This is a genomic window from Photobacterium proteolyticum (assembly GCF_001939735.1).
In the GTDB taxonomy this organism is placed as follows: Bacteria; Pseudomonadota; Gammaproteobacteria; order Enterobacterales; family Vibrionaceae; genus Photobacterium; species Photobacterium proteolyticum.
The window spans coordinates 43,236-59,929 of the sequence record NZ_MJIL01000091.1 but is presented as its reverse complement, the minus strand read 5'-3'; the positions used below and the strand labels follow the sequence as shown (position 1 = coordinate 59,929).

Genomic DNA, 16,694 nt, shown 5'->3' with positions numbered 1-16,694 from the left:
TGAGAGCGCTTTGCGACTGTTTTATTTGAAGAGTTCATTGATAAGTCTCCAAAGTGTCAACTTATCTCAGGACGGCACATCTAGATAACAAAAAGCGCCATCCTCGGATGGCGCTTTTTTAATGTAGCTATACCGATGATTGAGCCGGTTATTTGGCCGCCATCAGGCCGGTATTGACGTCCACAACGTCTTGCTCGTTGAGGGAGCCGACAGCCTGTTTCAGTCTTAGCTGGTTAAGGATGTAGTCATAGCGAGCATTGGCAAGCTGACGGTTGGCATCGTACAGGCGGCGGGTTGCATCCAGCACGTCAACGATAGTACGGGTACCGACATCAAAACCGGCTTCGGTCGCTTCAAGTGCAGACTTGGCAGAAATCACTGACTGCTGGTAAGCACGAAGGGCACCGATAGAGGCGTTGATGTTGTTGTAGAAGGCGCGGACGTCCTTGACTACGCTACGGTAGTCTTCTTCCAGCTGTTCGCTGGAAGAGACGTAGGAGAACTGCGCCTGCTTGACTTCAGAGGTTACACGGCCACCGGTGTAGAGCGGCAGTTTCAGGTTGATACCGGCATTTAGCGTACCGTCATCAGTGGTTGGAACCTTGTCATCGTAGTTGTAGCCGGCATCGAACGATAACGTTGGCAGGTGGCCGGACTCAGCAAGTGAAATCTGATCGCGGGCGATGTCTTGTGCAATGCGCGAGGTCAGCAAGCTGAGGTTTTCGGTTTCGGCATCTTTAATTAGTTCCAGAACCTTACCTTGCGGGCGGCTGGCCGAGAAGCGACCGGTATCCAGGATGCTCAGATCGGTATGCTCCTGGCCAGTGATCTCACGCAGCCCTTCATAGCTGTTGGTTAGTTCATTTTCTTTCAGGATCTCATCGGCCAGTACGCTATCGTACTGAGCCTGAGCATCGTGCACATCGGTGATTGCCGACAGGCCAACTTCGAAGCGCTGCTTGGTCTGCTCAAGCTGACGACCAACCGCGGCTTTTTCGGCACGGACAAATTCAAGGTCATCCATGGCGCGCAATACGGCAAAGTAGGCATCGGAAACACGCAGGATCAACGCTTGTTGAGTGGTCGCGTATGCGGCATCTCGCTGGCGAGCCTGTTTCTCGGTGATGTCTAGGCTTACCCAACTGGAGCGATTATAAAGTGACTGGCTTAGCGTCAGGCCACCATTGAAGCCATCGGTATCACCGTCCATGCGTGATACGTTGTAGCCTGCGGCCAGGTCAATTTGAGGCAACAGTGCACTACGGGATGAATTAATCGCTTCAAATGCTGCGTCTTTATCGGCTGCAGCACGAAGCAGCTGAGGATCATTTTGTTTGGCTTGTTGGTAGATATCGGCTAAATCATCAGCCAGTGCTGCCTGGCTGAAACTGCCAAGCGCAACGCTAATAATAAGCGGAAGCAATTTTTTCATGGATGCCTTTCCTGGTCCTGACAAAAAAAAAAAGAGATCAAAGCAATCAGTCTATCCGAAGAAACCTTGCCTGAAACTGATCATTGTTCATTTTTACTTAGTTTTACGCTGTTTACTTAATCATATGTGATTGTAATCTATCCAACTACAAAATTGGACTTAAATAAAATCATAATATTTGTCATAAATGTTGAATTAAATCATTGCTGCCAGCCATTTTGAATGAAAAGATATAGAGCAAAGGGAGAAAACATAATGAGTAACGAGTTGCCTTCAGGCTCTGCGCCGGATGTTTATAGCAAAGATGATGTTAAAGTTTTGTCGACGGAGACGCTGTATCAGGGATATTTCAGCATGGTGAAATATCGTTTTCGCCATAAACTTTTTGCCGGAGGCTGGAGCGAGCCGCTTGAACGGGAATTGTTCGAGCGAGGGCATGCCGCTGCTTTGTTACCTTATGATCCAGTTGAAGATAATGTTGTGTTGGTCGAACAGTTTCGAGTCGGCGCCATGGCGGCAGATTGCTCGCCCTGGCAGCTGGAAATTGTGGCCGGCATTATCGAGCCGAACGAGACCGCCGAGAGTGTGGTGAGTCGCGAGGCTGTAGAGGAAGCTGGCGTGACAGTGACCCAACTGGAAAAAATTACTCGCTATCTGTCGAGCTCCGGTGGTTGTTCCGAAATGCTTGATGTCTTTGTCGGTCGCGTTGATAGCACCAAGGCCAAGGGGATTCATGGCTTGGCTCATGAAGGGGAAGACATTCGGGTACATGTGGTTTCTCGACAGGAAGCATACCGGTGGATTGAATCTGGTAAAATTGAGAATGCAGCCTCAATCATTGCGCTACAATGGTTGCAGCTAAACTATTTAAGATTACAGGCTCAGGCTCAATAACCAGTCCATTGGTTTAAGGACACCGATTGAATAAAAGATACACCGTTGATTTTGCAGGAATCATGCGTTTGTATGAAACCAACTATGCGAAGCTGCTCCCATTACTGCCAAAAACAGATACGGTGGGAGACGAGTGCGTATATAAGGTTTTCGAGCACGAGTACCAGTTGCGAATCACGGAGTCGACCCGCTATACCACAGTGATCGAGCTGTGGCAGCGTGCTGACGGGGAGCTTCCGGATTATCTGATCCCCCGACTGACAGTGCGGTTATACCACGATGCCAGAGTGGCAGAAGTGTGTTCCGCTCAGCAGATTTCTCGGCTTAAGCCGAGGTATGATTACCCAAATTTGCGGATGCACCAGAAAGATGAAAAGCATCAAGTGAACCGCTTTTTGGGTGACTGGCTGGCCTATTGCCTGAAAAATGGGATCAGCAAACAATCGGTTTGTTAACAGTATTAGATAAACAAGGTTTTTGACGTTTTGCAGATGTATTCTCTGCCTCAGACGAACCCAGACAGTGTGGTTCTCCTCCAAATTACCGATACCCATCTATTTGCCAACGAGGCAGGTAGCCTGCTGGGTGTCGCGACCAAAGACAGCTTCCATGCCGTAATGGATGCTGTCGATGCGGCTGCGCGTCCGTTTGATGCTGTGGTTGCAACCGGTGATATCTCTCAGGACCATAGCGAACGGTCTTACCAGCGTTTCAGCGACGGTATCTCGCGTTGGTCGCAGCCCTGTTTCTGGCTGCCGGGCAATCATGACTATCAGCCGAGCATGTCCTCGGTGTTGCCGTCTCCGCAAATCAAGCCTTGCCAGCAGGTACTGGCTGGCGAGCACTGGCAGGTGATCCTGCTAGACAGCCAGGTCCAGGGCGTCCCGCACGGGGAGCTGAGCGATGCGCAGCTAGCGATGCTGGATGAGGCGCTGGCATCCCAGCCTCAGCGTCATGCACTGGTATTGTTGCATCATCACCCGCTGGAGGCTGGCAGTGCCTGGCTGGATCAGCATAAATTGCATAATGCCGATGCATTCTGGCAGGTTGTGGACAAATATCCGCAGCAGGTAAAGGCTGTATTGTGCGGCCATATTCATCAGGAACTGGATCGCCTCTACCACGGGGTACGGGTACTGGCGACACCGTCGACCTGTATTCAGTTTCAGCCTGATTCCAACGACTTTGCGCTGGACAAGCTTAATCCGGGCTGGCGTTACCTTGAGCTCATGGCCGATGGCCGGGTGGTAACCTCGGTTTCCCGGTTGCAGGGAGAGTGTTTTGCCCCCCAGTTCGATGCAGGCGGTTACTAGATGAAACCGCTATTGCTTTATATCCATGGCTTTAATAGCTCTCCGAAATCATTGAAAGCGACGGAGATGGCGGAGTATTGTCGTCAGCACCGTCCGGATATTCGCGTAGAGATCCCGCAAATGCCGTGCTATCCGGCCGAGGCGGCAACTTTTATTGATGATCTTGTTTGCTCGCTGCGGCAGGATCACCAGATTGGGTTAGTCGGCAGCTCGCTGGGGGGCTACATTTCAACCTGGCTCAATCATCGCTACCAACTCCCGGCCGTAGTCGTTAATCCTGCCGTCAAGCCGTATGAGTTATTGGTAGATTACCTGGGGGAACAGGAAAATCCCTATACTGGCGAGCGTTACCTGCTTGAGGCCAGGCATATGGAAGAGCTAAAGCAGATGGATGTGCCGGAAATAGTGACACCAGAGCTGTTTTGGCTGATGCAGCAAGAAGGTGATGAAGTTCTCGATTACCGTCAGGCCGTGGCTAAATATGCCGCCTGTAAGCAAACCGTGGAGCCCGAAGGCGATCACAGTTTTATCGGTTTTGACCGTTTCCCCGCTGAAATCATTAAGTTTTTAGGGCTCTAAACCGTTGCCAGGCGGGCAATCGCCGAGTGACGGGTGATGGAGCCGGACTCACAATTGTGGGCATTATCCTCGACCTCAGCTTGACAACCGGGCTGGGGTTACTGACTATTGTGGCAAAAATTTTCTCGTAAACTTCCGTAATATGACAGATCAAAGCTATAACGCTGGAGCCATTGAGGTTCTCAATGGCCTTGAGCCAGTACGCCGACGTCCCGGCATGTACACCGATACGGTCAGGCCTAACCACCTCGGTCAAGAGGTTATCGATAACAGTGTCGATGAAGCATTGGCCGGCCATGCCCGCAAAGTTGAAGTCATCCTCCATGCGGATCAGTCCCTAGAGGTCATTGATGACGGCCGTGGTATGCCGGTGGACATCCACCCGGAAGAAGGGGTATCAGGCGTTGAGCTGATCCTCTGTAAGCTGCATGCCGGTGGTAAGTTCTCCGGCAAGAACTACCAGTTCTCCGGTGGTTTGCACGGGGTTGGTATTTCGGTGGTGAATGCCCTGTCGACACGTGTCGAAGTAACCGTGAAGCGTGATGGTCAGATGTACCAAATTGCGTTCGAAAACGGCGACAAGGTGTCCGAGCTTGAGGTGATAGGTACTTGCGGCCGTCGTGCCAAGGGAACACGGGTACATTTCTGGCCGAACGCGACATATTTTGATAGCCCGAAATTCTCGGTATCCCGCTTAAAAAGCAATTTAAAAGCCAAAGCGGTCTTATGCCCGGGGCTTGAGATCGTCTTTACGGATAAGAACACCGATGAAACCCTGCGCTGGTGCTACGAAGATGGCTTGAAAGACTATCTTGCCGAAGGCGTAAAGGGCTACACCTTACTTCCGGAAGAGCCGTTTACCGGAGTGTTTAGCGGTCAGACTGAAGCGGCTGACTGGGCATTGCTGTGGCTGCCGGAAGGCGGCGAGCTGATCACCGAAAGCTACGTTAACCTGATCCCGACAGCGCAAGGTGGTACTCACGTCAACGGCCTGCGCCAAGGCCTGCTGGATGCGATGCGAGAATTCTGTGAGTTCCGTAATATGCTGCCACGCGGTGTCAAGCTGACGGCAGATGATATCTGGGAGCGTTGTGCCTACGTACTGTCGGTGAAAATGCAGGATCCGCAGTTTGCCGGCCAGACCAAAGAGCGTCTGTCCTCGCGCCAGTGCGCGGCGTTTGTTTCCGGGGTGGTGAAAGATGCCTTTAGCCTGTGGCTGAACGAGCGTCCTCAACTGGCCGAACAGCTTGCTGAGGTGTGTATTGCCAATGCCCACCGTCGTATGCGTGCCAGCAAGAAGGTGGTACGTAAGAAAGTGGCGTCCGGGCCAGCCCTGCCGGGTAAGCTGGCGGATTGCTCCCAGCAGGATCTCAGCCGGACCGAGCTGTTTTTGGTCGAGGGTGATTCGGCGGGCGGATCGGCCAAACAGGCCCGTGACCGTGAGTTTCAGGCAATTATGCCGTTGCGCGGTAAGATCCTGAATACCTGGGAAGTCTCGGCCGATCAGGTACTGGCCTCACAAGAGGTCCATGATATCTCTGTCGCGCTGGGTATTGACCCTGACAGTGATGATCTCAGTGGGCTGCGCTACGGTAAAATCTGCGTCCTCGCGGATGCGGACTCCGATGGTTTGCACATTGCAACCTTGCTGTGTGCGCTGTTTATGAAGCACTTTGAGGCACTGGTGCGTGCAGGACATGTCTATATTGCCATGCCGCCGCTATACCGGATTGATTTGGCCAAGGAGGTTTATTACGCACTGGATGAGGCCGAAAAAGATGGCATTATCGACCGCCTGAGCAGCAAGCGAGGCAAGATTAATGTCCAGCGATTCAAAGGTCTGGGTGAGATGAACCCGCTTCAGCTGCGTGAAACCACCATGGATCCGAATACTCGCCGTCTGGTTCAGCTAACCATTGATGATGATCAGCAGACCAATGAAATGATGGACATGCTGCTGGGTAAGAAGCGTGCGGAAGACCGTCGTTACTGGCTGCAGGATAAAGGCGATATGGCTGAGGTGTAAGCCTGGTTATCTAGGCCGTAAAGCCTTGACCTTCTCAAAATATGATGGCTACTGCCTGCCGATGGCCGGCGGTAGCAAAGAATGATTGAACGGAATACCCAACGATGACTGATGTCTCAATGGACGGCGTTGAACAGCTCCCGCTGAGGAAGTTTACCGAAGACGCTTATCTCAATTACTCCATGTACGTAATCATGGATCGTGCCCTGCCGTTTATTGGTGACGGCCTGAAACCTGTACAGCGCCGTATTATCTACGCAATGTCAGAGCTTGGCCTGTCAGCAACGGCGAAATACAAGAAGTCGGCCCGTACTGTCGGTGACGTACTGGGTAAGTACCACCCTCATGGTGATTCAGCCTGTTACGAAGCCATGGTACTGATGGCGCAGCCGTTCTCCTACCGCTACCCGCTGGTGGACGGGCAGGGGAACTGGGGTGCTCCGGATGATCCGAAATCGTTCGCGGCAATGCGTTATACCGAATCGCGCCTGTCTCGTTTCTCCGAGGTGTTGCTTGGTGAACTGGGACAGGGGACGGCCGACTGGGTACCTAACTTCGACGGCACGATGAAAGAGCCGAAGATGCTGCCGGCCCGCTTGCCGCATATCCTGTTGAACGGGGTGACCGGTATCGCCGTTGGTATGGCGACGGATATCCCGCCGCACAATGCCCGTGAGGTGGCCAATGCGGCCGTGCATCTGATCGAGAACCCGAAAGCCGAGCTGGATGAGTTGATGATGTTTGTCCAGGGGCCGGACTATCCGACAGAAGCAGAGATCATTACGCCTAAGACTGATCTTAAGAAAGTCTATCGTACCGGCCGCGGCAGCATTAAGATGCGTGCTGTCTGGCACAAGGAAAATGGTGATATCGTGATCACGGCGTTGCCGCATCAGGTTTCCGGCTCGAAGCTGCTTGAGCAGATTGCCGCACAAATGCGGGCCAAGAAGCTACCGATGGTCGATGATCTGCGTGATGAGTCCGATCACGAGAACCCGACCCGTATCGTGGTTGTTCCGCGTTCAAACCGTATTGACTGCGAACAGCTGATGAATCACCTGTTTGCCTCGACGGATTTGGAGAAGAGCTTCAGGGTTAACCTCAATATGCTGGGCCTTGACGGGCGTCCGCAGGTGAAGGGGCTGGTTCAGATTGTCACCGAGTGGCTAGCGTTTCGTCGTGACACGGTTCGCCGTCGCCTCCAGTTCCGTTTGGATAAAGTGATAGCTCGCCTGCATATTCTCGAAGGTTTGCTGGCTGCGTACCTTAACATTGACGAGGTGATTGAGATCATCCGTACCGAGGATGATCCTAAAGCCGAGCTGATGTCGCGCTTTGACTTAAGTGCAACTCAGGCTGATGCGATTCTGGAAATCAAGCTGCGCCAGTTGGCGAAGTTAGAAGAAATCAAGATCCGTGGCGAGCAGGACGAGCTATCAAAAGAGCGTGAGAAGCTTGAAAAGCTGCTGGGATCTGAGCGTCGTCTCAATACTTTGATTAAGAAAGAGTTGCTGGCCGATGCCGAGAAATATGGTGATGATCGTCGTTCGCCGCTGGTTGAACGTGCCGAGGCCAAGGCGCTGACCGAGCGCGATCTGGTACCAAGCGAAGCCATCACGGTGGTGTTGTCGGAGAAAGGCTGGATCCGTCATGCCAAGGGCCATGAGGTGGACCCGACCTCGCTGAGCTATAAATCCGGTGACGGCTATCTGGCTCATGCCCGCGGCAAGAGTAACTTGCCGGCGATTTTCCTCGGCACGGATGGCCGCAGTTATGCGCTGGAGTCCCATAGCCTGCCATCGGCACGAAGCCAGGGCGAGCCGATTACCGGTCGTCTTAACCTGACACCGGGCTCGAGTATGCGCCAGGTAATGATGGCGGACGATGATCAGCTATGGCTGATGGGATCGGACGCCGGTTACGGCTTTATCTGCAAGACAACCGATATGGTCTCGAAGAACAAGAGTGGCAAGGCGCTGCTGACGGTTCCCGAGAATGCCGAGGTGATGGCCCCTCAGCCGATTAATAATATTGACAGTGATGAAATCCTGGCTATTACCAATGAAGGGCGGATGCTGCTGTTCCCGATTAAAGATTTGCCGCAATTAGGTAAAGGTAAAGGGAATAAGATCATCAATATTCCGGCGGCTCGCTCCAAGGCACGGGAAGAGTTTCTTTCCCAGCTTGTTGTTCTGCCTGCGAGCGGGCATGTCACGATTTATGCGGGTAAGCGTAAGCTGGGGCTGAAGCCATCGGATCTCGATAACTTCCGCGGTGAGCGTGGTCGACGTGGCTCGTTGCTTCCACGGGGACTGCAACGTGTAACCCGGATGGAAATTGAACAGCCTGACGTGCCGGTTGGCGAATAGCAGTCACCGTTGTCATCGATATCAAAAGCCCTCAAAATTGAGGGCTTTTTTCATAATATTGAAGCCATAGACAATAATTTGTGTACTTAGAGGGTGTAATTTCCCGTTGCCTGAGTATACTAGCGAACGCTTGTACGCTGAGGAGAGTTCCATGATATTTTTATTGCGCATGGTCGCTGTCGCAATTTTTGCAGTTGTCATGTTTGTATTTGGCTGTGGCTACTGTTTGTTGAGCCCGCGCAACCCGAAAAATGTTCATAATGTGGGTCGCCATTTTTGTAAAATGGCCCGGATTTTTGGGATTAAACTGGAACTCCGCTATGCCGAAGGGGCCGACGATGTCGGTGCCAGTATTTATATTGCCAACCACCAGAACAACTATGACTTGTTCACGGTATCTGGTGCTATCATGCCCCGTACGGTTACCGTCGGTAAGAAAAGCCTTGTCTGGATGCCGTTGTTCGGCCAGCTGTACTGGCTGACGGGTAACATTCTGATCGACCGTGCAAACCGCAGTCGGGCTGCCGGGACAATCAGCCAGATTGTCGAGAAAATTAAGCAGCTTCAGGTATCGGTATGGATGTTCCCGGAAGGAACTCGCTCACGTGGTCGTGGCCTGTTGCCGTTCAAGACCGGTGCGTTTCATGCCGCCATTGGCGCCGGCGTACCTGTTGTGCCTATTGTCTGCAGCTCAACTGAACATGTAAACATGAACCGCTGGGATAACGGCGTGGTGATTGTTGAGGTAATGCCGCCAGTCGTGACTGAAGGGTATACCAAGGAAGATGTTCGCCAGTTATCTAACCAGTGTCGTACAATCATGGAAAATAAACTGGCCGAGCTCAATGCCGAAGCCGTTCAGCGTTCTGCAAAATAGAAATGGCATAATATAGCCTCTGTAGTACAGAGCTGGATAATACTAAGGACATGCCTGGCGTGTCCTTTTTGCTTTTATAGATATAGATGTAGATATCATGATCGAAGAACAGGTTGTTTTAGTGGATCCTCAAGGCCGGGAGCTGGGACTACAGGAAAAAATGCAGGCCCACCGGGACGGGGCACTGCACCTGGCCTTTTCCGTGTTGCTGTACCGGGATACCGATAATGGCAGGGAGTTTCTGATGCAGCAGCGGGCGCTGGGCAAGTACCACAGTGGCGGTTTGTGGACCAATACCTGTTGTTCTCACCCGCGTCAGGGGGAATCGATGGAGCAGGCCGGTATACGCCGCCTTGGCGAAGAGATGGGTATTTCCGGTGTAAGCAAGCTCGAAGATATTGCGACGTTTCTCTATCGTGCCGAGCTGGATAACCAGCTGGTTGAACACGAGCTGGACCATATCCTGGTGGCTTGTGTCTCCGAGTTGGGGATTGAGCCAAATAGCAGCGAGGTGATGGGTTACCGTTGGTGGCCGCAGCTCGAGCTGGTACAGGCGGTTGATTCTGACCCCGAGCAGTTTACGGCCTGGTTCCCGCAGGTTTTGGCACGGACACTGGTTCGCTGAGGGTTTCTTCAGCAAGCGCATTACTTCTGCCGGTGTAACGGGTATAAAAAAAGCTGTCGTCAGACAGCTTTTTTGCATCAATGTCTTTTAGTCGCCAGCGCCGTTACTTACGTACCGCGATAGCTTCGATTTCAATTTTCACATCTTTTGGCAGACGTGCTACTTCAACACATGAACGCGCAGGATAAGGGGCGTTGTGTTCGTCAAAGAACTTGCCGTACACTTCATTGACGGTGGCGAAGTCATTCAAATCTTTTACAAAAACCGTCATCTTGACAATATCCGCAACTTTCAGGCCGGAAGATTCAACAACAGCTTTGACATTATCCAGTGACTGACGTGCCTGCTCGGCAATATCCTCAGACACTTCGCCTGTAACCGGGTTTACAGGGATCTGACCTGAAGTCAGAATCATGTTGCCTAGGTCAACACCTTGTACATAAGGGCCGATAGCTGCTGGAGCCTGATCTGTGTGTAGTACTTGAGTCATTGATTGTCCTTACTAAGTCATTCAGAACCTATGTTTAGGGCACTAGTTTGCAGCCCAAAACAATTTAGGTCAAAGTATTTCCTGTTACTTGTAGCACGTAAGTAAGGTTAGGCCGGGATCCCTAATCGTGCTTTAACCACACGCTCGCATTGTTCAATGCGGTTAATGTCCTTCGGCGCAACCATTACCGTATCATTTCCACCCACGGTTCCCAGAATCTCGGCATGAGGCTGGATATCAATCAGACGGGCAACAAGTTGCGCGCCGCCGGGATGGGTCTTGACCACGACCACGAGCTGGTTGTGGGTAATGAATTCGATCTGCGAGGAAATGGATGAACCAACCTGCACCGGCTCATTTTCAACCGTTAGGCAATAGACCTTTTTACCGTAGGCATTGGGTACCTTGGCAACGCCAAGTCGTGAGAGCAGACGGGAAACCGTCGACTGACTGACATCATCATATCCCATGTCAATCAAACGCTGGCGGATGTCGTCCTGGGTCGAAAAGCTTTGCTGCTGAAGCAGACGTTTGCAGGCTGTAGTGATGTTCTCATCAGATGAAAGTGCATCAATCGCGCCGTGTACATTGGATACATTCACGGGCAACTCCTTGTTATTCTATAGGGTATTAAGATCGTATCTCTCTGTATTGCCCGCCATGTTCCGACAAGGAAGTGCGTACTTCGGCAGCCATCTGCACGATGGTCTTCGGGGGCAGGCATAACGCAAGTTATAATATAGCCATTGCATAATCTTGCATAAGCATCATAACAATAATGTGATTATGTTTTATTGACCCTAATCACCAAAATAAAAAGCCGATTTTTTCTGCTATATGACGAATTTTATTCCGCCATATTCGGTGTCAGTTACGGATTTTGAGGAACTTTTTTCTGTGGCTGTGAGGTTAGCTGGGTGCCGGCTTCCGGATCGCTTCTGAGCCCGGAAAGTGCCTCGGCGCTGTTATCCGGGGCTGTCCTTTGGGCCGGCGGTTGGAAGGTTGAGGAAATGGGTGTCCGGTAGGTTTCGAACGGCGATGAGCTCGCTGCAGCCGTATTGATTTCGCTATCGACAGGCGTTAACTGCTTGATATCTGTTTCCTGGAGTCTGTCCGGTGTGTCAGTCACGCTGGCAATGTCGATGACAGGACGGTTGGGACGATTGAGGTCGGTGACATATTGGGATACCTGAATAGAGGCAAGCGCCGGACTGGCCGAGGCGGTAGCAATACCCAGCGCATCAAGCCAGTCGAAAATAAGGGTGGCAGGGACAAACTGGCTGTAGCGGACGGCCGGGCGCAGGTTGCGCAAATCTTCCGGGTTATGGACGATGGCCACCGTGATCCCGGCAATCTCGCCGTCGGGGTTAAAGACAGGGCCTCCGCTCATTCCCGACATCACAGGAGCATCACTGAGCGAGTAGAGGCAATCGGTATTGGTGTCGATGACATCCTGGAGGTACTTGCCGTCCCCTTTGATACTGTTGCCGACTAGCGAATGCCCGTGGTGGGACACGGGCTGGTCCGGATAGATCAGCCCCCAGGTCGGAATACGGACTGATGAACGGCGGATCAGGGCGAGATCGCAATAGGGGTGATGAATGACACCGAAGTCCCAGGACAACCGGGCAACATGCTTGGCGGTGATCATATACTCGTTGTTGACCGGAACGGCAGAGCCAAAACCGCCGAGCAGGAGCGGGATCCCAATCATGACCATCTGGTTGGCCTGGTTGCCCGGCGCCTGGCTGATCGGGCCATTGCTCATGATACAGCCTGACATCAAAGCCAGCGCCAGTGCACCTCCACTAAGCCTGGAGAATAGAGAATTGGAATGCCAACCAAAATCTATAACACACTTCATGCCGCTGCCCTTTGAAAGTCGATGAGTCCGGCAGTGGCATCGATAGAGATCGATAAAAGGAGTAGCCCTGTCGGTTTTTAGTTGTGATTTTTCAAAGGTAGAGGCATTAGTGGGGGCCGAGCGCTCTAGAAATGAGAATAAAAAAACCGGCTCAGGGGTGAGCCGGTATTCTTAGTCTTGATGCAGGAAAAGTCGTTTCTGAGGCAGTTAGTTATGCTCGGTAACGATTTCGCGTGAGAAGACTTTCTCACAATATTTACATTTCAGCTGTACATCGTCTTTCTTGGTTAGAACGCTGAAGCTGCTGTCGACCGGCTCGCCATGGGTAATGCAGTTGGTGTTCGGGCATTTGAAAATAGCGTTGATCTGATCGGGCAGCGACAGAGTCAGTTTCTTAACAACCTCATAGTTTTCGATCTGGTTGACTGTCGCCTTAGGGGCATACAGTGCCAACTGGTTGGCCTGGTCTTCACTGATGAACGTGTTTTCAATTTTAATCAGGTCCTTGGCGCCCAGTGCCGATGATGGCAGGTTCAGGCCGACGGTAACGCGCTGGTTGGTTTTGTGCATCTTGAACAGTTTCAGCACCTTGATCCCTACATTCGCCGGAATGTGGTCGATAACAGAACCGTTCTTAATTGCTTCAACCTGTAGTTGAGTTTCCTTAGTCATAGCTGTCATCTCCTGCTTAAAGTTCTTCGTTTAGTACAAGGGCTAGTAGGGCTTCACGTGCATACACACCATTTTCTGCCTGCTGGAAGTAATAGGCGTGCTTGGTCTTGTCGACATCGACAGTGATTTCATCGACACGTGGCAGTGGATGCAGTACTTTCAGGTTGTCGCGGGCTTCGGCCAGCATGTCCGCCGTCAGGATATAGGCGGCTTTCATGTGGGCATACTCAGACTCGTCAAAGCGCTCTTTCTGGACACGTGTCATATACAGGACATCCAGCTGAGGTATCACCTCTTCCATGCTGGTATGCAGGCTGTAGTTGATACCGGCGTCGTCCAGTTCTTCGCAGATGTAGTCAGGCATCGCCAGAATTTCAGGTGCGATGAAGAAGAAGTTGATGTTGTTGAATTTAGACAGTGCCTGCGTGAGCGAGTGAACGGTTCGGCCGTATTTCAAGTCGCCGACAAACGCTACATTCAGGTTATCCAAATGGCCCTGTGTTTCGAAGATACTGAATAGATCCAGCAGTGTCTGGGTTGGGTGCTGGTTGGCACCGTCACCGCCGTTGACGACCGGTACACCGTTAGAGAATTCAGACGCCAGACGAGCCGCACCTTCCTGAGGGTGGCGCATCACAAAGGCGTCGACATATGATGAGATAACTTGAACCGAGTCCGCCAGGGTTTCGCCTTTTTTCGCCAGTGACGTGTTGCCGCCATTGTCAAAGCCAATCACTGTGCCTCCCAGGCGTTGAACAGCCGTTTCAAACGACAGGCGAGTACGTGTTGAAGGCTCAAAGAAGCAGCTTGCCACTACCTTGTTCTTAAGTAGTGTCGGATTTGGCTCTGCTTTTAGTTTTCCAGCAGTTTCAACAATAAGTTCAAGTTCACTTCGGTTTAGTTCCGGAATGGAGATGATGTGCTTTTGAAACAACGAGTTCGCCATGGCTTCTCTTCCCTATGATAGATAACTGATGAATATATCTAAACTTTCTCTGGTGCCCTTTCATCCAATGTATTCATCGAATGAAGCTGCTGCCAGAGATCTGTTTAAATTTGTCTGCTCTCACGCAAAAAACAGACAAAAAAAAGCCCCCTAAATAAAGGAGGCTTTTTTTAAAAAATTGAAAAAACAGAAAAACGAGACCAGTGCCGATTTTCGGCGGTAGTGCGTCAAGTTGTGCTTAACTGGCTGGTTCATTTTCCGACTCTGTTCTGACAAATTGCGAAGGATTATACGCCCATTTTTTGTGAGCGCAAGCGTTTGCGTAAAGTATTCATTTTGTGGGATTTTATGCAGATATTACGCTGCTGAACCGGTGCGATAAATTCGGAATAACCCGCTGAAAAGGAAGGGCTTTATGAGGCGTTCTATCAGTAGGGAAATGAAGGAAAATGCAAATGCCGCCCCGAGGGACGGCATTAATTATAAGAGCTTTAAGGTTTTCTACGTCGAATCTTTAAAACTCAAGAGAGCCGATTACTGACCCAGTGTTGCCACCATTACTGCTTTGATGGTGTGCATGCGGTTTTCAGCTTCGTCGAATACGATAGAGTGCTTAGACTCAACCACTTCGTCAGTTACTTCCACACCGTTAGCCAGTACTGGGTATTCTTTCGCTAGCTCTTTACCAACTGTTGTATCTTCGCCATGGAAAGCAGGTAGGCAGTGCATGAATTTCACATGTGGGTTGCCTGTTGCTTTAAGCATGTCCATGTTGACCTGGTAAGGAAGCATTAGGTTGATACGCTCAGCCCACGCTTCTTTCGCTTCACCCATTGATACCCAAACATCAGTGTATAGGAAGTCACAACCTTGAACGCCTTCTTGTACGTCTTCAGTCATGGTGATTTTCGCGCCTGTTTCTTCAGCGATTTCTAGGCACTGAGCGACTAGCTCTTCTTCAGGCCAGAAGGCTTTTGGAGCTACCAGGCGGATGTCCATGCCCATTTTCGCAGCGCCAACCATTAGTGAGTTACCCATGTTGTTGCGAGCATCACCCAGGTAAGCGAAAGTCATTTCGTGTAGCTGCTTGCCACGGCCATGCTCTTGCATAGTCAGGAAGTCAGCCAGGATTTGCGTTGGGTGGAATTCGTCTGTCAGGCCGTTCCATACTGGAACACCAGCGTAAGCACCTAGCTCTTCAACGATTTCCTGACCGAAACCACGGTATTCGATGCCGTCATACATGCGACCAAGAACACGCGCAGTATCTTTCATAGATTCTTTGTGGCCAATTTGAGAGCCTGATGGGCCTAGGTAAGAAACTTTAGCGCCCTGGTCGTAGGCTGCTACTTCGAACGCACAGCGAGTACGAGTAGATGTTTTCTCGAAGATCAGTGCAATGTTCTTACCTGTTAGGCGTGGCTGCTCGTAACCGTTGTACTTGGCTTTTTTCAGCTCAGCTGATAGCTCTAGCATGTGCTGAATTTCACGAGGAGTGAAGTCTAGTAGTTTAAGGAAGTTACGGTTGCGAAGATTAAAAGCCATGATGTTTTCCTCTTAAGAATCTGTATCTCTCTGGCCAGCTGACACTGCCTTTGGTTATGTTTGGCAGTGTGCCAGCCTGTATTATGTATTGTTTATCGTATTATGATGCTTTTGTGAATAACTATTCTGTTATTCTGCAACAATATTTGTTCCGGCTTCACCTTTCAGGATGCGTAGACCCGCTTCCAGTGAGCCGATACCAACCAATTTGCCGCCTTGCTTGATGAACTCGCAAGAGGCATCAATTTTTGGTCCCATAGAGCCTGCGTCAAAGGCGTATTGTGATAGCTCACGTGGTGTCGTGCTGCGCAGGGCTTTCTGGGTTGGTTTGCCCCAGTCAAGGAACACAGCGTCAGCATCGGTCAGGATTAGCAGTGCGTCGGCATTAAGTTGCTTGGCCAGGAACGCTGCTGACATGTCTTTGTCGATAACCGCTTCGACACCAACCAGCTTGCCGTCTTCTTTCTTCACTGGGATACCGCCGCCACCAGTACAGATCACCAGGTGTTGCTGTTTGATCAGTGCTGCAATCGCTTCGTCTTCGATAATGCCGGTAGGCTGTGGGCTTGGTACAACACGGCGGAAGTACTGGCCGTCCGGCTTCACTGTCCAGTGGTATTTTTCAGCCAGTTCACGCGCTTCAGCTTCTTGGTAAACAGGACCGATAGGTTTTGTTGGGTCTGCAAATGCTGGGTCATTCGGATCCACGCTCATTTGCGTAAGCATGCAGGAAACGTTCTGCTCAGGAAGCAGGTTTTTCAGTTCTTGCATTAGGATGTAGCCGATCATGCCTTGGGTTTCTGAACCCAGTACATCCAGTGGGTATGGATTTACTTTCTTGTATTCCAGACCTTGTAGTGCCAGTAGGCCAACTTGCGGGCCGTTTCCGTGTACCAGCACGACGTTATATTCTTCCGCGATTTCCGCGATGGTTTTTGCTGCCGTAGCAATGTTCTGGCGCTGGATATCTGCTTCTAGTGGCTCGCCGCGACGTAGTAGGGCGTTACCACCAAGTGCAACAACAACAGTTTGCTTGGTCATGGGATCGTCTCTCTTGGTTTT

16 protein-coding genes are annotated in these 16,694 nt (G+C 51.2%); 8 read left to right on the top strand and 8 right to left on the bottom strand.

Going from position 1 to position 16,694, the window contains the following annotated elements; genetic code table 11:
• Positions 1-148: 148 nt before the first annotated feature.
• Positions 149-1,432 (bottom strand): outer membrane channel protein TolC, encoded by a 1,284-nt coding sequence (gene tolC, locus BIT28_RS21890; RefSeq protein ID WP_075767076.1) that lies wholly within the window; start codon positions 1,430-1,432, stop codon positions 149-151.
• Positions 1,433-1,687: 255 nt separating this feature from the next.
• Here tolC and nudF point away from each other — a divergent pair, with 255 nt between their 5' ends.
• The 8 genes from nudF (at position 1,688) to idi (ending at position 10,115) form a co-directional block, all read left to right on the top strand.
• Positions 1,688-2,326, top strand: a complete 639-nt coding sequence (nudF, locus tag BIT28_RS21885) for an ADP-ribose diphosphatase (protein ID WP_075767075.1) — start codon at positions 1,688-1,690, stop codon at positions 2,324-2,326.
• 26 nt (positions 2,327-2,352) lie between these two features.
• A complete protein-coding gene (locus BIT28_RS21880) occupies positions 2,353-2,781 on the top strand; it encodes a DUF1249 family protein (protein WP_075767074.1) in 429 nt (142 codons plus the stop codon).
• 30 nt (positions 2,782-2,811) lie between these two features.
• Positions 2,812-3,639, top strand: coding sequence for a 3',5'-cyclic-AMP phosphodiesterase (cpdA, locus tag BIT28_RS21875; RefSeq protein ID WP_075767073.1), 828 nt, complete (start codon positions 2,812-2,814; stop codon positions 3,637-3,639).
• Positions 3,640-4,218, top strand: a complete 579-nt coding sequence (gene yqiA / locus BIT28_RS21870) for an esterase YqiA (RefSeq protein ID WP_075767072.1) — start codon at positions 3,640-3,642, stop codon at positions 4,216-4,218.
• Positions 4,219-4,360: 142 nt separating this feature from the next.
• Complete coding sequence (gene parE, locus BIT28_RS21865; protein ID WP_075767071.1) at positions 4,361-6,244, top strand: DNA topoisomerase IV subunit B; 1,884 nt, start codon at positions 4,361-4,363, stop codon at positions 6,242-6,244.
• A gap of 104 nt (positions 6,245-6,348) precedes the next feature.
• Positions 6,349-8,613 (top strand): DNA topoisomerase IV subunit A, encoded by a 2,265-nt coding sequence (gene parC / locus BIT28_RS21860; protein ID WP_075767070.1) that lies wholly within the window; start codon positions 6,349-6,351, stop codon positions 8,611-8,613.
• A 151-nt stretch (positions 8,614-8,764) separates the two neighbouring features.
• Positions 8,765-9,490, top strand: coding sequence for a 1-acylglycerol-3-phosphate O-acyltransferase (locus BIT28_RS21855; RefSeq protein WP_075767069.1), 726 nt, complete (start codon positions 8,765-8,767; stop codon positions 9,488-9,490).
• A 97-nt stretch (positions 9,491-9,587) separates the two neighbouring features.
• Complete coding sequence (gene idi / locus BIT28_RS21850) at positions 9,588-10,115, top strand: isopentenyl-diphosphate Delta-isomerase (RefSeq protein ID WP_075767068.1); 528 nt, start codon at positions 9,588-9,590, stop codon at positions 10,113-10,115.
• Positions 10,116-10,218: 103 nt separating this feature from the next.
• Here idi and BIT28_RS21845 read toward each other — a convergent pair whose 3' ends face one another.
• From BIT28_RS21845 to arcC, 7 genes are all read right to left on the bottom strand, one after another.
• Positions 10,219-10,605 (bottom strand): RidA family protein, encoded by a 387-nt coding sequence (locus BIT28_RS21845; protein ID WP_075767067.1) that lies wholly within the window; start codon positions 10,603-10,605, stop codon positions 10,219-10,221.
• 107 nt (positions 10,606-10,712) lie between these two features.
• A complete protein-coding gene (locus tag BIT28_RS21840; RefSeq protein WP_075767066.1) occupies positions 10,713-11,207 on the bottom strand; it encodes an arginine repressor in 495 nt (164 codons plus the stop codon).
• Between the two features lie 269 nt (positions 11,208-11,476).
• Positions 11,477-12,469 carry a serine protease gene (locus tag BIT28_RS21835; protein WP_075767065.1) on the bottom strand — a complete coding sequence of 331 codons (993 nt, stop codon included), beginning with the start codon at positions 12,467-12,469 and terminating at the stop codon, positions 11,477-11,479.
• 207 nt (positions 12,470-12,676) lie between these two features.
• Positions 12,677-13,141, bottom strand: coding sequence for an aspartate carbamoyltransferase regulatory subunit (gene pyrI / locus BIT28_RS21830; RefSeq protein ID WP_075767064.1), 465 nt, complete (start codon positions 13,139-13,141; stop codon positions 12,677-12,679).
• A 16-nt stretch (positions 13,142-13,157) separates the two neighbouring features.
• A complete protein-coding gene (gene pyrB, locus BIT28_RS21825) occupies positions 13,158-14,087 on the bottom strand; it encodes an aspartate carbamoyltransferase (RefSeq protein WP_075767063.1) in 930 nt (309 codons plus the stop codon).
• Positions 14,088-14,621: 534 nt separating this feature from the next.
• On the bottom strand, positions 14,622-15,632 hold the full coding sequence (locus BIT28_RS21820) for an ornithine carbamoyltransferase (protein ID WP_075767062.1): 1,011 nt from the start codon (positions 15,630-15,632) through the stop codon (positions 14,622-14,624).
• Between the two features lie 129 nt (positions 15,633-15,761).
• Complete coding sequence (arcC, locus tag BIT28_RS21815; protein WP_075767080.1) at positions 15,762-16,673, bottom strand: carbamate kinase; 912 nt, start codon at positions 16,671-16,673, stop codon at positions 15,762-15,764.
• Positions 16,674-16,694: the final 21 nt, after the last annotated feature.

Excerpts from the sequence above, each read along its gene's own strand:
- tolC (WP_075767076.1), bottom strand. The coding sequence starts at position 1,432 with ATGAAAAAATTGCTTCCGCTTATTATTAGCGTTGCGCTTGGCAGTTTC.
- nudF (WP_075767075.1), top strand. The coding sequence starts at position 1,688 with ATGAGTAACGAGTTGCCTTCAGGCTCTGCGCCGGATGTTTATAGCAAA.
- yqiA (WP_075767072.1), top strand. The coding sequence starts at position 3,640 with ATGAAACCGCTATTGCTTTATATCCATGGCTTTAATAGCTCTCCGAAA.
- parE (WP_075767071.1), top strand. The coding sequence starts at position 4,361 with ATGACAGATCAAAGCTATAACGCTGGAGCCATTGAGGTTCTCAATGGC.
- parC (WP_075767070.1), top strand. The coding sequence starts at position 6,349 with ATGACTGATGTCTCAATGGACGGCGTTGAACAGCTCCCGCTGAGGAAG.
- BIT28_RS21855 (WP_075767069.1), top strand. The coding sequence starts at position 8,765 with ATGATATTTTTATTGCGCATGGTCGCTGTCGCAATTTTTGCAGTTGTC.
- idi (WP_075767068.1), top strand. The coding sequence starts at position 9,588 with ATGATCGAAGAACAGGTTGTTTTAGTGGATCCTCAAGGCCGGGAGCTG.
- BIT28_RS21845 (WP_075767067.1), bottom strand. The coding sequence starts at position 10,605 with ATGACTCAAGTACTACACACAGATCAGGCTCCAGCAGCTATCGGCCCT.
- BIT28_RS21835 (WP_075767065.1), bottom strand. The coding sequence starts at position 12,469 with ATGAAGTGTGTTATAGATTTTGGTTGGCATTCCAATTCTCTATTCTCC.
- pyrI (WP_075767064.1), bottom strand. The coding sequence starts at position 13,141 with ATGACTAAGGAAACTCAACTACAGGTTGAAGCAATTAAGAACGGTTCT.
- pyrB (WP_075767063.1), bottom strand. The coding sequence starts at position 14,087 with ATGGCGAACTCGTTGTTTCAAAAGCACATCATCTCCATTCCGGAACTA.
- BIT28_RS21820 (WP_075767062.1), bottom strand. The coding sequence starts at position 15,632 with ATGGCTTTTAATCTTCGCAACCGTAACTTCCTTAAACTACTAGACTTC.
- arcC (WP_075767080.1), bottom strand. The coding sequence starts at position 16,673 with ATGACCAAGCAAACTGTTGTTGTTGCACTTGGTGGTAACGCCCTACTA.